The organism is Modestobacter sp. SSW1-42 (assembly GCF_046635825.1).
Lineage (GTDB): Bacteria > Actinomycetota > Actinomycetes > Mycobacteriales > Geodermatophilaceae > Modestobacter.
The window spans coordinates 573,533-589,709 of record NZ_JBISCA010000002.1; the positions used below are offsets into that span (position 1 = coordinate 573,533).

Genomic DNA, 16,177 nt, shown 5'->3' on the forward strand with positions numbered 1-16,177 from the left:
TCAGGCCTCCCGTTCGATGGAGCTGTTGGTCCCGGCGCCAGGGCCGGACGGCGGGGTGTCGGTGCCCTCGGCGCCGCGCTCGGCGGGCTGCCGGCCGGCGGGCTCGGGGGCGTCGGGGTGGTGCTGCTCGGCCCCGGCCCGCTCGGCCGGGTTGTCCGCCGCGGCGACCGCGGTGTCGGCGGCCTGCTCGGCCGGGGTCTCCCCCGCCGTCCCGCCCGGCGTGACGTCGGGCTCCGGGGCGGCGTCCGGCTCGGCGGTGCCGTACGGGGGTGCCTGCTCGCCGCGCTCGGCGGCCAGCCGGACGCCCACCAGCGTCGGGACGCCGGCCGAGGGTGCGTCCACCGCCGCCCGCGCGGTCGCGGCGTCGGGGTGCTGGGAGAAGCCCGCGAGCTGGCGGGAGACGCCGCGGAAGTCGGTCAGCGGCGCGCCCCGGGTGGGCGGCGGCTTCTCGCCCATCCGCAGCGCGGTCACCAGCGTGCGGACGGACTCGACGTCCTGCTGGTCGTAGAACTCGTAGTCGACCGTGACCACGGGCGCGTGGTCGCACGCGGCCAGGCACTCGGCGTGCTCGAGGGTGATCGACCCGTCGGCGGTGGTCTGGTCGTGGCCGACGCCGAGGTCGGCCGACAGCGCGTCGTAGATGCGCTGCCCGCCCAGGACGGCGCACAGGGTGTTGGTGCAGACGCTGACCAGGTGCTCGCCGGTCGGGTGCCGCTTGAACATCGTGTAGAAGGTCGAGACCGCGCTGACCTCGGCCTTCGTGAGCCCGAGGAGCCGGGCGCAGAAGGCGGTGCCCTCGGGCGAGACGTACCCCTGCACCGACTGGACCAGGTGCAGCATCGGCAGCAGCGCCGACCGCTCCTGCGGGTAGCGGGCCATCAGCTCGCGGGCCTCGGCCTCGGTCTGCGCGGTCAGCGGCGGCAGGTCCGCGACGTGCGCGCTCGGGCCTGCGTCCAACCCGGTGGTGGCCTCGGCCTCACGCGAGGACCCCAGCGCGGTCACCGGTCCACCCCGCCCATGACCGGGTCGATCGAGGCGATCGCGGCGATGACGTCGGCGATCATCCCGCCCTCGCTCATCGCCGCCGTGGCCTGCAGGTTCGTGAAGCTGGGGTCGCGGACGTGCACCCGGAACGGGCGGGTGCCCCCGTCGCTGACCACGTGGTAGCCGAGCTCGCCGCGGGGCGACTCGATGGCCTGGTAGACCTGCCCGGCCGGCACCCGGAAGCCCTCGGTCACCAGCTTGAAGTGGTGGATCAGGGCCTCCATCGACTGGCCCATGATGTGCCGCACGTGGTCCAGGGAGTTGCCCAGGCCGTCGGCGCCCAGCGACAGCTGCGCGGGCCAGGCGATCTTCTTGTCCTCGACCATCACCGGGCCGGGCTCCAGCCGGTCGACGGCCTGGCCGACGATCTTCAGCGACTCGCCCATCTCGGCGACCCGCACCAGGTAGCGGCCCCAGGCGTCGGCGGTGTCGGCGGTGGGCACCTCGAAGTCGTAGGTCTCGTAGCCGCAGTAGGGCTCGACCTTCCGCAGGTCCCAGGGCAGCCCGGCGGCGCGCAGCACCGGGCCGGTGACGCCGAGGGCCAGGCAGCCGGTGACGTCGAGGTGGCCGACGTCCTTGAGCCGGCGCTGCCAGATCGGCTGGCCGGTGAGCAGCCGGTGCATCCCGGCGATCCGCTCGGGCAGCACGGTGAGCAGCTCGCGGATGCGGGTCTCGACGCCGGCGGGGAGGTCCTGGGCCAGGCCACCGGGGCGGACGTAGGCGTGGTTCATCCGCAGCCCGGTGATCTCCTCGAGCACGTCGAGCACCAGCTCGCGCTCGCGGAAGCCGTTGGTCATGCCGGTGAGCGCGCCCATCTCCATGCCGAAGGTGGCCAGCCCGACCAGGTGCGAGGCGATCCGGTTGAGCTCCATGACCAGCACCCGGATGGTCTGCGCCCGCTGCGGCACCTCGATGCCCAGCAGCTTCTCCACGGCCAGGCAGTAGGCGGTCTCGTTGAACAGCGGGGCCAGGTAGTCCATCCGCGTGACGAGCGTCGTCCCCTGGGTCCAGGTGCGGTACTCCGTCGTCTTCTCGATGCCGGTGTGCAGGTAGCCGATGACGACGCGGGCCTTGGTCACCGTCTCGCCCTCGAGGTCGAGGACCAGGCGCAGGACGCCGTGGGTGGAGGGGTGCTGCGGGCCCATGTTGACGACGAGCCGCTCCTCCTCGTGCGGGTCGGCGCCGAAGGTCTGGTCCCAGTCGCCGCCGGTGACCGTGTAGACCCGGCCCTCGGTGGTCTGGCGGGAGCCGGCGTACGGGTCGCTGGTCGTGGTCATCGGTAGCTCCGGCGCTCGTCGGGCGGCGGGATCTGGGCGCCCTTGTACTCGACCGGGACGCCGCCGAGGGGGTAGTCCTTGCGCTGGGGGTGGCCGTCCCAGTCGTCGGGCATCAAGATCCGGGTGAGCGCCGGGTGGCCGTCGAAGAGGACGCCGAACATGTCCCACACCTCCCGCTCGTGCCAGTCCGCCGTCGGGTAGGTGCCGGTGACCGACGGGACGTGGGCGTCCTCGGCGGTGACCGCGACCTCCAGCCGGATGCGGCGGCGGTAGGTCATCGAGGTCAGGTGGTAGACGACGTGCAGCCGCGGGCGGTCGGGGGTGGCCGCCGGGCCGCCGGAGTCGAGGTAGTCGACGCCGGAGACGCTGCTGCACAGCTCGAAGCGCAGCGCCTCGTCGTCCCGCAGGGCGCGCACGAGGGTGAGCAGGTGCTCACGGAGGACGAAGTAGGTGATCTCGCCGCGGTCGACCAGCACCCGCGGGACGGCGGCGGCGAAGGTCGCCTCGCCGACGGCGTCGATGAGCGCGTCGGTGACCTCGTCGAACCAGCCGCCGTAGGGGCGGTCGGTGGAGTGCAGCGCGACCGCCCCGCCGGGCTCGACCCGCACCAGGCCGCCGAAGCCGGAGGTGTCGCCGCTGCCGGTGACCCCGAAGGCGCCCCGGCGGAACCCGTCGGTCATCGCTCCGCTCCGGGGAGCAGCAGAGCGTGCCCGCCGCGCTGCTCGCTGGCGAACTGGCCGGTGCGGCCGGCGGCGGCCGCGGCCTCGTAGGCGCGGCGCTTCTCCGGGTCGACGCGGACACTGGAGGGCATCGCCAGGTGCAGGTCGGGTGCGGTGCCGTCGGCCCGGGCGGCGGCCTGCTGCGCGGCCCGCTTCGCGCCGAGCGGCTCGTGCTGGATCTTGGTGTGCAGCTTGAGGATGGCGTCGGTGAGCATCTCCGGCCGCGGCGGGCAGCCGGGCAGGTACATGTCCACCGGGACGACGTGGTCGACGCCCTGGACGATCGCGTAGTTGTTGAACATGCCGCCGGAGCTGGCGCAGACGCCCATCGCGAGCACCCAGCGCGGCTCGGGCATCTGGTCGTAGATCTGGCGCAGGACCGGCGCCATCTTCTGGCTGACCCGCCCGGCGACGATCATGAGGTCGGCCTGCCGCGGCGAGGCGCGGAAGACCTCCATGCCGAACCGGGCCAGGTCGTAGCGGCCGGCGCCCGACGCCATCATCTCGATGGCGCAGCAGGCCAGGCCGAAGGTGGCCGGCCACAGCGAGGACTTGCGGGTCCAGTTGACCAGCTTCTCGACGCTGGTGAGCAGGACGCCGGACGGCAGCTTCTCCTCGAGACCCATGTCAGCCCCTCACTCCCACTCGAGCCCGCCGCGGCGCCACACGTAGGCGTAGGCGATGAAGACGGTGCCGATGAAGACGGCCATCTCGACCAGGCCGAAGAGGCCGAGGGAGTCGTTGGCGACGGCCCAGGGGTAGAGGAAGACGATCTCGATGTCGAAGACGATGAACAACATCGCGGTCAGGTAGTACTTGACCGGGAAGCGGCCGCCGGTGAGCGGCTGGTCGACCGGCTCGATGCCGCACTCGTAGGCCTCGAGCTTGGCGCGGTTGTAGCGGCGCGGGCCGATGTACGGCGCGACCGCGACCGAGAAGAGCGCGAAGGCGGCGGCCAGGGCGAACAGGCCGACGAGCGGGACGTAGTTCGACAGCATCAGGCGCGCTCCCCGCCCGCGGGGGTCGGCGGCGGACCAGCCGCCGGCCGACCGCCGCGGGGTGTGCACCTCGTTGTGCAGACCACCGGACGACCTCTCCTCCGCACCCGGCGGACCGGGTGCGGCGCTTGTGAACTACTTCACAAAGTCGAGCGATCGGAGCCTATCGCCGCCGGAGTCCGGCGCACCAGACCTTTCGTGACACATTTCACAAACGGGTGACGGTGGCGCGTTGAGCTGGGCGTTCAGGGTCAGCCGGGCACCCCACCGGGTGCCGGCGGGGGCGCGATCGGATCGGTCGGGCTGGGTGTCGGCACCGGCGCCGGCGACGGCGGCGCGACCGGGTCCATGGGCGACGGGGACGGCGAGGGTGGCTGGGCGCGGGTGGCGGCGGGATCGTCATGCCCGCAGCCAGCTCCCGTACGCGGCTCGGTGACACCGCTCACGACGCTGTCCGCTCAGGGCGTGACCGGGGTGGGTGCGCTGCCCCGAACGCCGGGACGACGCCGCCGGCATGCCAGTGAGCGCGCGGCGGCGCTGCGCCCGGTGGACGGGTGTCAGAAGGGCGGCGGGTCGTCGGGGCTGAGCCGGGCGCCGCTGGTGACCAGCCGGCGGCTGAGGAACCGCTGTCCGGCACGCAGCCGTAGCCCCGGCGGGTGGGTCGTGCGGGTGACGCCGCTCGGGGTCGTGACGGCGAGGACACCGTCGGCGGTCATGGTGAACCGCCAGCCGGGGGCGTGGGTCTTGAGCCGGTGGTGCCGGCGGCACAGGCAGCAGAGGTTGGCGCAGTCGGTGGTGCCGCCGGCGGCGTGGGCGTGCACGTGGTCGAGGTCGGTGCGTGCGGCGGGCCGGCGGCAGCCGGGATGGCGGCAGGTGCGGTCCCGGGCGTGCAGGAACCGGCGTTGAGCCGGGGTGGGTGTGTAACGGTCGACCGGCGGTGGCCGGTGCAGCACCGGGCAATCGCAGGTACCGCCTGGGTGGTCGGTGCAGCCTCGGCGGACCAGGCGCTGCAGTTCCGGCCGGGTGAGCGTTGCCCGCAGGGCACCGGTGACCGGGTCGACCAGCGAGATGTCCAGCGACCCGCCGGTCGGGGCCTGCAGACCACCGGGGCACAGCGCGTCGAGTTGCTCGAGCAGGTCGCGCAGCTGCTGGTGGGTGATCGGCGCACCGTCGACCGAGGCGGCGTCCTCGTCGGTCGGCACCGCGGCTGCTCGGGGTGGGGTGTCGTCGTGAACAGTCGGGCGACCGCCCATCGCCGGCAGCGGCGCGATCACCTGCAGGTGCGCGGTCACCGGCGCCCGGCTGCTGTCCCACGGCCGCAGGATCAGGTCGCTGAGCACCATCGCCCGCAACTGGCCGATCGACCGCTCGTCGCCGTCGTCCTTGGCCATTCGCGCGCAGGTGTCCACGGTCTCCCGGCAGGCCGCGGCGACCGGGGTGGGCAGGTCGGCGATCAGCTCGGACATCCCGTCACCGACCGGTCGCACCCGCACATCGGCAGCCCGGTCGGCCTTCTTCCGCCGTCGGTCGGCGGCAGCGACGTCCACGGCGATGAGTGCTGCAGCGGTGCGCTCGCGCAGGCGCACCGGGGTCTCCCCCGCCTGCGCCCACGCCAGGGCCTGCGCCTCCACCTCGGCCACCACCGCCGGCTCGACCGGGCCACCGGCAGACTGCGACTGCCCGGCCAGCGCCCGCACGATCGCGTTCGCCCGCGGCTCGTCGACCAGCCCGTCGGCCAGCGCCGCCCACGTCGCGGTCAGCTCGCGCACCAGCGCCAGCGACCGCTCGGCCAGCCCCGTCGCCGCGCCCAGTGAGATGCCCTTCAGCAACGCCAGCTCGTCGACCAGGAACTCGCTCACTCCTACTGCCACGCGGGCCGGGCCCCAACCCTCCACCCCGTGACCGGGCTGGTCGTCGGTCAGGTCGGTCTGCGCCGGGCGGCGGGCAGCGAGCTCGGCCACCAGCACCGCCTCGTACGCGGCCAGCTGCGCCCGGCCGTCGGCGACCGCACGCATCTCCCGCACCAGCTCGTCCTCCGAGCACAGCTCCGGCGCCAGCACCTCCGACAAGCGCGTACGGCGCCGCGTCACCCCCGGCGGAGGTGGCGCCCAGGCAGGCAGGGACTCGGCACGGTCAACGACCGTCAGCCCCACCCCGTACCCGCCTCCGAACATGCCCCCACGCTAGCCATGGGGTACGACAGTTCCCGCAGGTCGAGGGCGCGATCGCGCAGACGCGAGGCACTCGTCGAACGCCCGACCGGGGTACGCCAGCGCCCTCCCAGCCGGACGTCGGTGGACCCGTCACCCTCGGAGCGGGCAGGGTCGGCGGCGTGCAGCCGCCCCCGCTCGACGAGCCCCTCGTCCGCCGGCTGGTCGCCGCGCAGTTCCCGCAGTGGTCCGGACTCCCCGTCGTCCGGGTCGAGCCGGGCGGCTGGGACAACCGCACCTTCCGGCTGGGCGACGAGCTGCTGGTCCGCCTCCCCAGCGCCGCCGAGTACGCCGAGGCGGTCGCCAAGGAGCAGCGCTGGCTGCGGGTCATGGCGCCCCGGCTCCCTCAGCCGGTCCCTCTCCCGCTGGCGCACGGCAGGCCCGGCGAGGGCTTCCCGTGGCCGTGGTCGGTGTACCGCTGGCTCGACGGCGAGGACGCCGCCACCGCACCGGTGCACGACCTGACCGCGCTCGCCGAGGACCTGGCCGGCTTCCTGCGCGCGCTGCAGGCAGTCGACCCCGCCGGCGGGCCGGCCCCGGGCGTCCACAACTGGTTCCGCGGCGCACCGCTGTCCCACTACGACGGCGAGACCCGGCAGGCCCTCGACACACTCCGCGACACGGTCGACGTCCGCGCGGCCACCGCCGTCTGGGAGACCGCGCTGGCGAGCACCTGGCCGCACCCACCCCGCTGGTCCCACGGCGACGTGGCCGTCGGCAACCTCCTCGTCCGCGACGGCCGGCTCGCCGGCGTCGTCGACTTCGGCACCTGCGGCGTCGGTGACCCCGCCTGCGACCTGGTCATCGCCTGGACGCTCTTCGACGGCGCGAGCCGGACGGCGTTCCGCGACGGCCTCGACCTGGACGACGACACCTGGGACCGCGCCCGCGGCTGGGCACTCTGGAAGGCGCTCGTGGTCCGGGCGGGGACCTCCGGCACCACCGCCGCCGAGCAGCGGCACACCGAGCGCGTGCTGCGGGAGCTGCTCGGCTAGCGCTTGACGCCGCGGTGCAGCGCGACGACGCCGCCGGTCAGGTTGCGCCACTCGACGCCGGACCACCCGGCGGCCTGCAGCCAGGTGGCCAGCTCCGGCTGCGCGGGCCACGCCCGGATCGACTCCGCCAGGTAGACGTAGGCCTCGGGGTTGCTGCTCACCGCCCGGGCGATCGTCGGCAGCGCCCGCATCAGGTACTCGGTGTAGACGGTGCGGAAGGGCCGCCAGACGGGACTGGAGAACTCACAGACCACCAGCGTGCCGCCGGGCCGGGTGACCCGGGAGAACTCCCGCAGCGCCGCCTCGGGGTCGGCGACGTTGCGCAGCCCGAAGGAGATGACGACGCCGTCGACGCTCTCGTCGGCCAGCGGCAGCGCCATCGCGTCGCCGGCGACCTTGGGCACGTCCCGCGACGCCCCGGCCCACAACATGCCCTGGGAGAAGTCGCAGGCGATCGCCCGCACGCCCCCGGCCGCGAGCTCGACGGTGGAGACCGCGGTCCCGGCCGCGACGTCGAGCACGGTGGCGCCGGGTCGGGCGCCGAGCGCCTCCCGGGTGGCCCGCCGCCACCCGGCGTCCAGGCCACCGGAGAGCACCGTGTTGGTGAGGTCGTAGCGCCCCGCGACCCGGTCGAACATCGCGGCGACCTCCGCCGGCCGCTTGTCCAGCCCGGCCCGCACCCCCGCTGCCCCTGCTCGTCCACCGGTCGCCACGTCGGCGACGCTACCCGGGAGCCTCCTACCCTGGAGCGGTGACCACGACCGCCGCGAGCACCGCTGCGGTGACCACGACCCCCCTGGGCGCCCGTCGCACCCCGCTGCTGACGCTGCTGCCCGCCGAGGGCGCGCTGGCCTGGGTCCGCCGCGGCGAGGGCCTGGTCGGCTGGGGCGAGGCCGACCGGCTGGAGGTCGGCGGCCCCAGCGCGCTGCGCGACGCGGCCGAGTGGTGGGCCGACCGGTGCGCCCGCACGGCGGTCAGCGACCCCCTCGGCGTCCCCGGGTCCGGGCCGGTCGTCTTCGGGTCGGTCGCCTTCGACCCGGCAGCCGGGACGTCGGTGTTCGTCGTCCCGGAGGTCGTGGTGGGCCGCCGCGGCGGGGCGACCTGGGTGACGGTCACCGGCGAGGACCCCGACGCGGTCGTCGAGACCTCCGAGCAGCACGCGGCCACCTCCATCGGCCGGCTCGCCTACGCCGACGGCGCGCTGGACCCGGTCGCCTGGTGCGGCGCGGTCGCGGCCGCCGTGGCCCGGATCGAGGCCGGCGAGCTGGACAAGGTGGTGCTGGCCCGCGACCTGCTGGTGTCCGCCGACCGCCCGCTCGACCCCCGCCGGCTGCTGTTGCGGCTGGCCGAGCGGTTCCCCGACACCTGGACCTTCGCCGTCGACGGCCTGCTGGGCGCCACCCCCGAGCTGCTGCTGCGCCGCACCGGCCGGGAGATCGACTCCCGGGTGCTGGCCGGCACCGCCCCGCGCGGCGCCGGCGACGAGGACGACCGGCTCGCCGCCGGCCTCGAGTCCTCGGCCAAGGACCACGCCGAGCACGCCTACGCCGTCGACTCCCTGGCCGACGCGCTGCGCCCCTACGTCGAGGAGCTGCACGTCCCCGAGCGGCCCGACGTGCTGACCCTGCCCAACGTCCGGCACCTGGCCAGCGACGTGCACGGGCGCCAGCGGGACGGCGACCCGACCGGGCTGCTGGAGCTGGTCGGGGCCGTGCACCCGACCGCCGCGGTCTGCGGCAGCCCCACGCCGGCCGCCGCCCGGGTCATCGGCGAGCTGGAGGGCATGGACCGCGGCCGCTACGCCGGCCCCGTCGGCTGGCTGGACTCCCGCGGCGACGGCGAGTTCGGGCTGGCGCTGCGCTGCGCCCAGCTGACCGGGGCCGACGGCGGCCGGCAGGCGCGGCTGTTCGCCGGCTGCGGCATCGTCGCCGGCTCCGACCCGATCGCCGAGCTCGCCGAGACGCAGGCCAAGCTCGCCGCCTTCCAGGCCGCGCTCGAGGACTGACCCGCCCCCCGTCCGGGGGTACCGGAACCGATCGGGCTGGAGCAGCGGCGCCGAGCTGCCGACACCTCCCGGGACGACATCCGTCGACCGGAGGGACACCCTGGGCATGAGCACGACAGCGACCACGCGTGGACGGGCGACCGTCGGCGGCTGGCTGCTCGTCGCCGCCGTCCTGGTCCTCGTCCCCTCATTCACGCCCGAGTCGCTGTTCGCCGAGACGACCTACGTGCTGGTCAGCGGCGGGGCGGCCGCCGCCGCCTGGCTCGCCGCGCGACGGCGCACCCCCGGGGGAGGCGCCCGCCGGCTGGCGACCGCCCTCACCCTCAACGCCGTCGGCGACCTGGTGTGGCAGCTGGAGGACTGGCTGACCGGCAGCACTCCGGACGTGTCCCTGGCCGACGTCGCCTACCTGGCGAGCTACGTCGCCCTCGGCGCCGCGCTGATCGGCCACGCCCGGTGCGGGGCGACCACCGCGCGGGACCGTCAGCACGCCCTGCTGGACTCCGCCGCCGTCCTGGTCGCGGCGCTGCTGCTGGTGTGGCAGGCCTCGATCGGCACCACCCTGGCCGACGACTCGCTCCCGCTGTCCAGCAAGGTGGTGCTGGCCGCCTACCCGGTGCTCGACGTGCTGGCCCTCGGCCTGGTCGTCCGCGCGGTCGTGCTGCGCGCCCGGCTGGACCTGCAGGCGCTGCTTCTCGCGGTCGGTGCCGCCGCCTGGGCGGCCTCGGACCTGGGCTGGCTCCTGCTGGCCTCCGCGGACGAGGTCGACGACTGGCTCAGCGCCGGCTGGCTGGCCGGCGCGCTGGCCCTCAGCGCCGCGGTCCGGGCACCCTGGCCCACCCGGCCGGAGCAGCCGGCCACCGACGCGGTCATCGGGCACTGGCGGATCACCTGCGCGTTCCTGCCGCTGCTGGTGCCGGGCGTCGTCGAGTTCGACGCGTGGCTCACCGGTGGGGACGTCCACCCGCTGCCCGGGCTGCTGGCCAGCGTGCTCCTCACCGCCCTGGTCGTCGTCCGGGCGCAGCGGCTGCTGGCTGACGCCGCCCGGTCACGCGCCGACGTCCGGTCCCTGGCGCGCCGGTACGAGACGCTGGCCTTGAACTCCTCCGACGCCATGGCCGTCGTCGACCCCACCGGGGTGCTGACCACCGATTCCGCGTCGCTGGCCGAGCTGCTCGGCCAGCCCGGGGAGGCCGGCCGGTCGCTCCCGGTGCTGCTGAGCAGCCTGGGCATCGACCCCGCCGACGTGCACGCCGTCCTGGCCCGGGCCACCGCGGTGCCCGGCGAGCCGATCGAGCTCGAGCTGCGCGGCGGGCACCCCACCGGCGGTGTGGTCTGGCTCGGCGGCCGGGCCGTCGACCTGCGGACCGATCCCGACGTCGAGGGCGTCGCCGTCAACCTCTACGACATCACCGGCCGCAAGCTGGCCGAGGCCGAGCTCGCCCACCAGGCGTTCTACGACGGCCTCACCGGGCTGGCCAACCGCGCGCTGTTCCTCGACCACACCGAGCAGGCGCTGCGCCGGGCCGGACGCAGCGGGCACCCGCCGATCGTGCTGTGCCTGGACCTCGACGGCTTCAAGGACGTCAACGACAGCCTCGGCCACCTGGCCGGCGACGAGCTGCTGTGCACGATCGCCCGTCGGCTGCTGGGCACGGTGCGCTCGGCGGACACCGTCGCCCGGCTCGGCGGCGACGAGTTCGCCGTCCTGCTCGACGACACCCGTGGCGGCGTGCCGCTGGCGTCCGCGCTGGCCGAGCGGCTGCTGGAGGTCATCGGCGAGCCGGTCGAGCTCGGGGGGCACCGGGTGCGCGTCGCCGCCAGCATCGGCATCGTCGCCGCCGAGGCCGACGCCACCCCGCTGTCGATGTTCCGCGACGCCGACATCGCCATGTACCGGGCCAAGGCCGCCGGCCGCGCCCAGTGGGTGGTGTTCGACCCGGGCATGCGGGCGACCGCGCTGCAGCGGATCGAGCTCGCGCGCGAGCTCGCCGGCGCCCTGTCGGCCGGGCAGCTCCGACTGGTCTACCAGCCGGTGGTCGACCTGCAGACCGAGTGCGTCGTCGGCTTCGAGGCGCTGCTGCGCTGGCAGCACCCCACACTCGGGGCGATCGGGCCGGACCGGTTCGTCCCGCTCGCCGAGGACGCCGGCTCCATCGTCCCGATCGGCCGCTGGGTGCTGGCCGAGGCCACCCGCACCGCGGCGCGCTGGCAGCGGGCACACCCCTCGGGGACGCCGCTGTCGATGGCGGTCAACGTCTCCGCGCGGCAGCTGGCCGACGGCACCCTGCTCGCCGACGTCGCCGAGGCCGTGGTCAGCAGCGGCATCACGCCGTCCTCGCTGGTCCTGGAGGTGACCGAGACGGCGCTGGTCACCGACCCCGACGCGGTGGCCGAGCAGCTGCTGGCGCTGCGCGCCCTGGGCGTGCGCCTGGCGCTGGACGACTTCGGCACCGGCTACTCCTCGCTGAGCTACCTGCGCCAGTTCCCGGTCGACGTGCTCAAGATCGACCGCTCCTTCGTCGACCTCCTCGACGGCTCGGCCGAGGACGCCGCCATCGTCCACGGCCTGGTGCAGCTGGGCCGCACCCTGCAGCTGGAGGTCGTCGCCGAGGGCGTCGAGACCGTGGCGCAGCGGGACCGGCTGCGCGCCGAGCGCTGCCAGCTCGCCCAGGGGTGGCTGTTCGCCCCCGCGCTGGAGACCGACGAGGCGGAACGGCTGCTGCTGTCCCGTGCGGTGCCGACCCGCGGACCGCTCACCCAGAGCTGAGGACCGGTCAGCCCAGCGCCTCGACGGCGGCCTCGCGCAGCCGGGTGGACAGCGCCGCCTCGGCGGCGGCGTCGGTGCGGACGACGACCACCCGCGGCCCACCGGCGCCCAGCGCGGCCACCAGCTGCGCCGGGTCGCTGACCGCGGTCGCCGCCCAGCCCAGCGCCCGGGCCACGGCCACCAGGTCCCGGCCGTGCGGGGTGCCGAACACCCGGCGGTAGTGGGTCGCGTGCTGCGGCTGCCCCGGCTCGAGGGTGCCGAAGATGCCGCCGCCGTCGTTGTCGGGCACGACGACGGTGAGGTCCGGCCGCTGCTCCCCCGCCCCGGGCAGCAACCCGGTCAGGTCGTGCAGGAACGTCAGGTCGCCCATGAGCGCGAACGCCGGGCCACCGCCGGCCCCCTGGTGCGCCAGCGCCGCGCCCACCGCGGTGGAGATCGTGCCGTCGATGCCGGCCACGCCGCGGTTGGCCAGCACGGTGAGCCCCGGCCGCGGGACCGCGAGCCGGTCGACGTCGCGCACCGGCGTGGACGAGCCGAGCACCAGCAGCGCACCGGCCGGCAGGGTGGCCACCAGGTCACGGGCAAGCCGCGCCGCGGTCAGCCCCCGCCCCGCGGCGTCGTCGAGCTGGGCGTCGACCGCCCGGCCGACCCGCTGGGCCGCCGCCGCCCACTCCGCCGCCCAGCCCCCGGCCACCGAGCCCGCTCCCGGCCGCACGCCCGGGTCACGCAGCGCCAGCCCCGGGTCCAGCTGTGCGCTGCCGACGACGGCGGTGCGCCGCGCCGGGTCGGCCCAGCGCGGCGAGGGTGCATAAGTCTGCACCACCACGGCCGGGTCGGCGAGCAGCGCGTTGACCGGCCGGGACAGCGTCGGGCGCCCCACCACGACCACCCGGTCGGGCCGGTGCGCGGCCAGCCACGCCGGCGCCCCCAGCAGCAGGGCCGGACCGCGCAGCGCGCCCGCGGCACCCCAGGCACCGCTGCTGGGCTCGGCCAGCACCGGCCACCCGCGCTGGTCGGCGACGACGGTGGCGGCCCGGCCGACCGCGGTCGGTGCGTCGCCGGCCACCAGCAGGGTGCGGCTGGTCGCCGTCGGGTCGACGCCGGGGAACGGCGCGCTGCGCGGCCCGGCCGCACCCTCGGCCACGGTCCACGGCTCGCCGTCCGGACGTCCGGCGAACTCCCCCGCCGGCGGCGCCGGCCGGCTGTCGGGGCCGGCGTCGTCGGGCATCAGCGGCTCGCGCAGCGCCAGGTTCAGGTGCACCGGGCCCGGGTCGCCGGACAGCTCGCCGCGCGCCACCAGCAGCGCCTTGGCCACGACCGAGCGCCAGTAGCGGTTCTGCGCGGCCTCCCGGCCCTGCTCGGGTGCGCCGACGTCCAGCGCCCAGCGCACCGCGCCGCCATACAGCCCGACCTGGTCGATCGTCTGGTTGGCGCCGGTGGCGCGCAGCTCCGGCGGCCGGTCGGCGGTGAGCGCCAGCAGCGGCACGCCGCTCTCGTGGGCCTCCAGCACCGCGGCGTGCAGGTGCGCGGTCGCCGTCCCGGAGGTGGTGAGCACCGGCACCGGGCGGCCGCCGGCCTTGGCCAGCCCGAGCGCGAGGAACGACGCCGTCCGCTCGTCGATCCGCACGTGCAGCCGCAGCCGGCCGGCCGCCTCCGCGTCGGCCAGGGCGACGGCCACCGGCGCGGACCGGGAGCCCGGGGACAGCACGGCGTCGGTGACGCCGCCGCGGACCAGCTCGTCGACGAGGACCCGGGCGAAGGCGGTGGAGGGGTTCACGCCCGCACCGCCGCCAGCCGGGCGAGCCACCGCTGTGCGGTGCCGGGGTCGGCGGCGGTCTCGGCGAGCCGGTCGGGGGCCACGGCGCGCACCGGCAGCGCCCCGTCCACCGGCAGCAGCGGGTCGGTGCTGACGTCGTCGGTGAACAGCGCCACGGTGGCCAGCCCACAGGCGAAGGGCAGCTCGGGCAGCGCGGCGGCCAGCGCCACACCGGCCGCGATGCCCACCGAGCTCTCCAGCGCCGACGAGACGACGCACGGCAGCCCGTGCGCCTCGGCGACCTCGAGCGCGGCGCGGACGCCGCCCAGCGGCTGCACCTTCAGGACCACGACGTCGGCGGCCTCGCGCAGGTCGACCCGGCGCGGGTCGGCGGCGCGGCGCACGACCTCGTCGGCGGCGATCCGGACGTCGACCCGGCGGCGCAGCTGCGCCAGCTCCGCCACCGTCGCGCACGGCTGCTCGACGTACTCCAGGCCGGAGCGGTCCAGCGCCGTGATCCGCCGGACGGCGGTGTCGACGTCCCAGGCGGTGTTGGCGTCGACCCGGATGGCGCCGCCGGGGCCGAGCGCGTCGCGGACGGCCTCGACCCGGGCCTCGTCCTCGCCGGGGTCCTGGCCGGGCTCGGCGACCTTGACCTTGGCGGTGCGGCAGCCCGAGGCGGTGACGATCGCGTGCGCCCGCTCCGGGCCCACCGCGGGGACGGTCACGTTCACCGGCACGCTCGCCCGCAGCGGCGCGGGCCAGCCGAGGACCGCGGCCTCGGCGGCGGCGGCCCACCAGCGGCGGCTCTCGGCGACGTCGTAGTCCCAGAACGGGGAGAACTCGCCCCAGCCGGCCGGGCCGTGCAGCAGCACGCCGTCGCGGACGTCGATGCCGCGGAAGCGGGTGCGCAGCGGCACCCGGTAGACGTGGGTGCCCAGGTCCGTCGGCGCGGGCACGGGAGCGGGGACCACGGCCACAGCCTAGGCGCGCCACACCGGGCCTCCCGGCGGTGTGCGCCGGTGCCGTGCACCCGGTTGGCCTACCGTTCCCCCCGGCCGCCCACGGCCGGCCGCGGGCACGACCGCCGGCGGTCCCGTGCACGTCGACGCACCCGGAGGTCGCAGTGGCAGCTCGGACCGGGCCCACGCCCGCCGTGGACCGCTCGCCGCGCTACCCCGGCGGCCCGGCGCGGTGCGGGGTGCGTGGCTGCGGCTGCGAGGACCCGCGGCAGCTGCTCAACGCCGCCAACGCCGTCACCGTGCTGCGGACACTGGCCTCCCTGGGCCTGGTGATCGGCGCGGCCGCCGCGCACTCGTGGCCGCTGCTGCTGGCCGCCTACCTCACCTACTGGATCGGCGACTCCGCCGACGGCAACATCGCCCGGTTCCAGCACCAGGAGACCCGGTTCGGCGCGTACTTCGACGTCATCTGCGACCGCGTCAACTGCGTCAGCTGCGCCGTGGTGTTCCTGCAGTTCGTGGACGCGCCCTGGCCGATCGCGGTGTTCCTCTTCCAGTTCGGCGTCGTGGACCTGCCGCTGACGCTGCTGCCGATGCGCTGGCCGGTGCTCTCGCCCAACTACTTCCACCTGATCGACCGGCTGGCCTACACGCTGAACTGGCACGTCGTCGCCAAGGTCACCAACACCACGCTGCTGATCACCCTGCTCGTCGTGCTGCCCGACCAGCAGTGGATCGCCCTGGTCGCCGCCTCGACCGTGCTGGTCATCAAGATCTGGTCGCTGGGCCGGGTGCTGCGGCTGACCGTGCCGAAGGACACCCCGCACGTGCCCCAGGGGATGCCCGCCGGTGCCTGAGCGCCGTGCCTGACGCCGGCACGATCGGCCTGATCGCGCTCGGCCTGCTCGTCGGCGCGGTCTCGGCGGTCACGCCGTTCCTGCCGGTCGAGGCCTACGTCATCGGCCTGGCGGTGCAGGACACCCGGACCGTCGCCGTCGCCGGCGCCGTCGCCGCCGCGGTGGGGCAGACCGTGGGCAAGGTGCTGCTGTTCTCCGCCGCCCGCGGCGCCACCAGCTCGAAGTGGCTCACCCGGCTGCGCGAGCGCGGCGCCAGGGAGGCCGCCGAGATCGCCGCCGCCGAGGAGGCCGGCGAGCAGCCGCCGGGCGGGCCGGTCAAGCGCGCGCTCCGACCGGTGGGCCGGTGGCTCGCGCGGGTCAACGCCCTCGGCGTCCGGCTGCTGTCGGGGCGCTGGGGACCGGCGGTCGTCTTCCTGTCCGGCTCGGTCGGCATCCCGCCGCTGCTGGCGATCGCCTTCTACGCCGGGACGTCGCGGATGAGCCTGAAGGCGTTCGTCGTCACCTGCCTGCTCGGCCGGGCCGTCCGCTTCGTGACGCTCGCCCTGGTGCCCGACCTGTTCTGAGCTGCGCCGGCCGGGCCGTAG

13 protein-coding genes and 1 pseudogene are annotated in these 16,177 nt (G+C 75.8%); 5 read left to right on the top strand and 9 right to left on the bottom strand.

The annotated features are described in order from the left end of the window. The 6 genes and pseudogenes from nuoE to ACGBYP_RS08030 all read right to left on the bottom strand — a co-directional run bounded on the left by nuoE (position 1) and on the right by ACGBYP_RS08030 (position 6,107). Positions 1-1,002, bottom strand: a complete 1,002-nt coding sequence (gene nuoE, locus ACGBYP_RS08005; protein ID WP_411582785.1) for an NADH-quinone oxidoreductase subunit NuoE — start codon at positions 1,000-1,002, stop codon at positions 1-3. Next, entirely contained in the window at positions 999-2,321 is a 1,323-nt protein-coding gene (locus tag ACGBYP_RS08010; RefSeq protein WP_411582787.1) for an NADH-quinone oxidoreductase subunit D, read from the bottom strand. The genes nuoE and ACGBYP_RS08010 overlap by 4 nt, the downstream gene beginning before the upstream one ends. Then, the gene (locus ACGBYP_RS08015) at positions 2,318-3,001 is read right to left on the bottom strand and encodes an NADH-quinone oxidoreductase subunit C (protein ID WP_411582789.1); all 684 of its coding nucleotides are present in this window, start codon (positions 2,999-3,001) and stop codon (positions 2,318-2,320) included. The genes ACGBYP_RS08010 and ACGBYP_RS08015 overlap by 4 nt, the downstream gene beginning before the upstream one ends. A 161-nt stretch (positions 3,002-3,162) precedes the next feature. Beyond that, positions 3,163-3,666, bottom strand: a pseudogene (locus ACGBYP_RS08020) (NuoB/complex I 20 kDa subunit family protein); the annotation flags it as partial. Between the two features lie 9 nt (positions 3,667-3,675). Then, a complete protein-coding gene (locus ACGBYP_RS08025; RefSeq protein ID WP_411582791.1) occupies positions 3,676-4,038 on the bottom strand; it encodes an NADH-quinone oxidoreductase subunit A in 363 nt (120 codons plus the stop codon). Between the two features lie 557 nt (positions 4,039-4,595). Continuing rightward, entirely contained in the window at positions 4,596-6,107 is a 1,512-nt protein-coding gene (locus ACGBYP_RS08030; RefSeq protein WP_411582793.1) for an HNH endonuclease, read from the bottom strand. Between the two features lie 263 nt (positions 6,108-6,370). Between ACGBYP_RS08030 and ACGBYP_RS08035 the strand changes: the two genes are divergently transcribed. Continuing rightward, positions 6,371-7,243: an aminoglycoside phosphotransferase family protein gene (locus ACGBYP_RS08035; RefSeq protein ID WP_411582795.1), complete on the top strand. Its 873-nt coding sequence runs from the start codon at positions 6,371-6,373 to the stop codon at positions 7,241-7,243. On the opposite strand, the gene ACGBYP_RS08040 is transcribed toward ACGBYP_RS08035, so the two are convergent. Next, positions 7,240-7,956 carry a demethylmenaquinone methyltransferase gene (locus ACGBYP_RS08040; protein WP_411582797.1) on the bottom strand — a complete coding sequence of 239 codons (717 nt, stop codon included), beginning with the start codon at positions 7,954-7,956 and terminating at the stop codon, positions 7,240-7,242. The genes ACGBYP_RS08035 and ACGBYP_RS08040 overlap by 4 nt on opposite strands. A gap of 38 nt (positions 7,957-7,994) precedes the next feature. On the opposite strand from ACGBYP_RS08040, the gene ACGBYP_RS08045 reads away from it, so the two are divergent. Next, positions 7,995-9,248 (top strand): isochorismate synthase MenF, encoded by a 1,254-nt coding sequence (locus ACGBYP_RS08045; RefSeq protein WP_411582799.1) that lies wholly within the window; start codon positions 7,995-7,997, stop codon positions 9,246-9,248. Positions 9,249-9,354: 106 nt separating this feature from the next. After that, positions 9,355-12,018 carry a putative bifunctional diguanylate cyclase/phosphodiesterase gene (locus ACGBYP_RS08050; protein ID WP_411582800.1) on the top strand — a complete coding sequence of 888 codons (2,664 nt, stop codon included), beginning with the start codon at positions 9,355-9,357 and terminating at the stop codon, positions 12,016-12,018. 7 nt (positions 12,019-12,025) lie between these two features. Here the strand turns inward: ACGBYP_RS08050 and menD are convergent, their stop codons facing one another. Together menD and ACGBYP_RS08060 are read right to left on the bottom strand one after the other, a co-directional pair. Continuing rightward, positions 12,026-13,795, bottom strand: a complete 1,770-nt coding sequence (gene menD, locus ACGBYP_RS08055) for a 2-succinyl-5-enolpyruvyl-6-hydroxy-3-cyclohexene-1-carboxylic-acid synthase (RefSeq protein WP_411582802.1) — start codon at positions 13,793-13,795, stop codon at positions 12,026-12,028. After that, on the bottom strand, positions 13,792-14,748 hold the full coding sequence (locus ACGBYP_RS08060; protein ID WP_411582804.1) for an o-succinylbenzoate synthase: 957 nt from the start codon (positions 14,746-14,748) through the stop codon (positions 13,792-13,794). Before ACGBYP_RS08060 ends, menD begins: the two co-directional genes overlap by 4 nt. 152 nt (positions 14,749-14,900) lie before the next feature. Here ACGBYP_RS08060 and ACGBYP_RS08065 point away from each other — a divergent pair, with 152 nt between their 5' ends. Next, on the top strand, positions 14,901-15,593 hold the full coding sequence (locus tag ACGBYP_RS08065) for a CDP-alcohol phosphatidyltransferase family protein (protein ID WP_411582806.1): 693 nt from the start codon (positions 14,901-14,903) through the stop codon (positions 15,591-15,593). A gap of 5 nt (positions 15,594-15,598) precedes the next feature. Then, positions 15,599-16,156, top strand: coding sequence for a hypothetical protein (locus ACGBYP_RS08070; RefSeq protein WP_411582808.1), 558 nt, complete (start codon positions 15,599-15,601; stop codon positions 16,154-16,156). The last annotated feature ends 21 nt before the right edge of the window (positions 16,157-16,177 follow it).

What these genes read in the sequence shown, in the direction of transcription:
- ACGBYP_RS08010 (WP_411582787.1), bottom strand. Translation starts at nt 2,321, where the DNA reads ATGACCACGACCAGCGACCCGTACGCCGGCTCCCGCCAGACCACCGAG.
- ACGBYP_RS08015 (WP_411582789.1), bottom strand. Translation starts at nt 3,001, where the DNA reads ATGACCGACGGGTTCCGCCGGGGCGCCTTCGGGGTCACCGGCAGCGGC.
- ACGBYP_RS08025 (WP_411582791.1), bottom strand. Translation starts at nt 4,038, where the DNA reads ATGCTGTCGAACTACGTCCCGCTCGTCGGCCTGTTCGCCCTGGCCGCC.
- ACGBYP_RS08050 (WP_411582800.1), top strand. Translation starts at nt 9,355, where the DNA reads ATGAGCACGACAGCGACCACGCGTGGACGGGCGACCGTCGGCGGCTGG.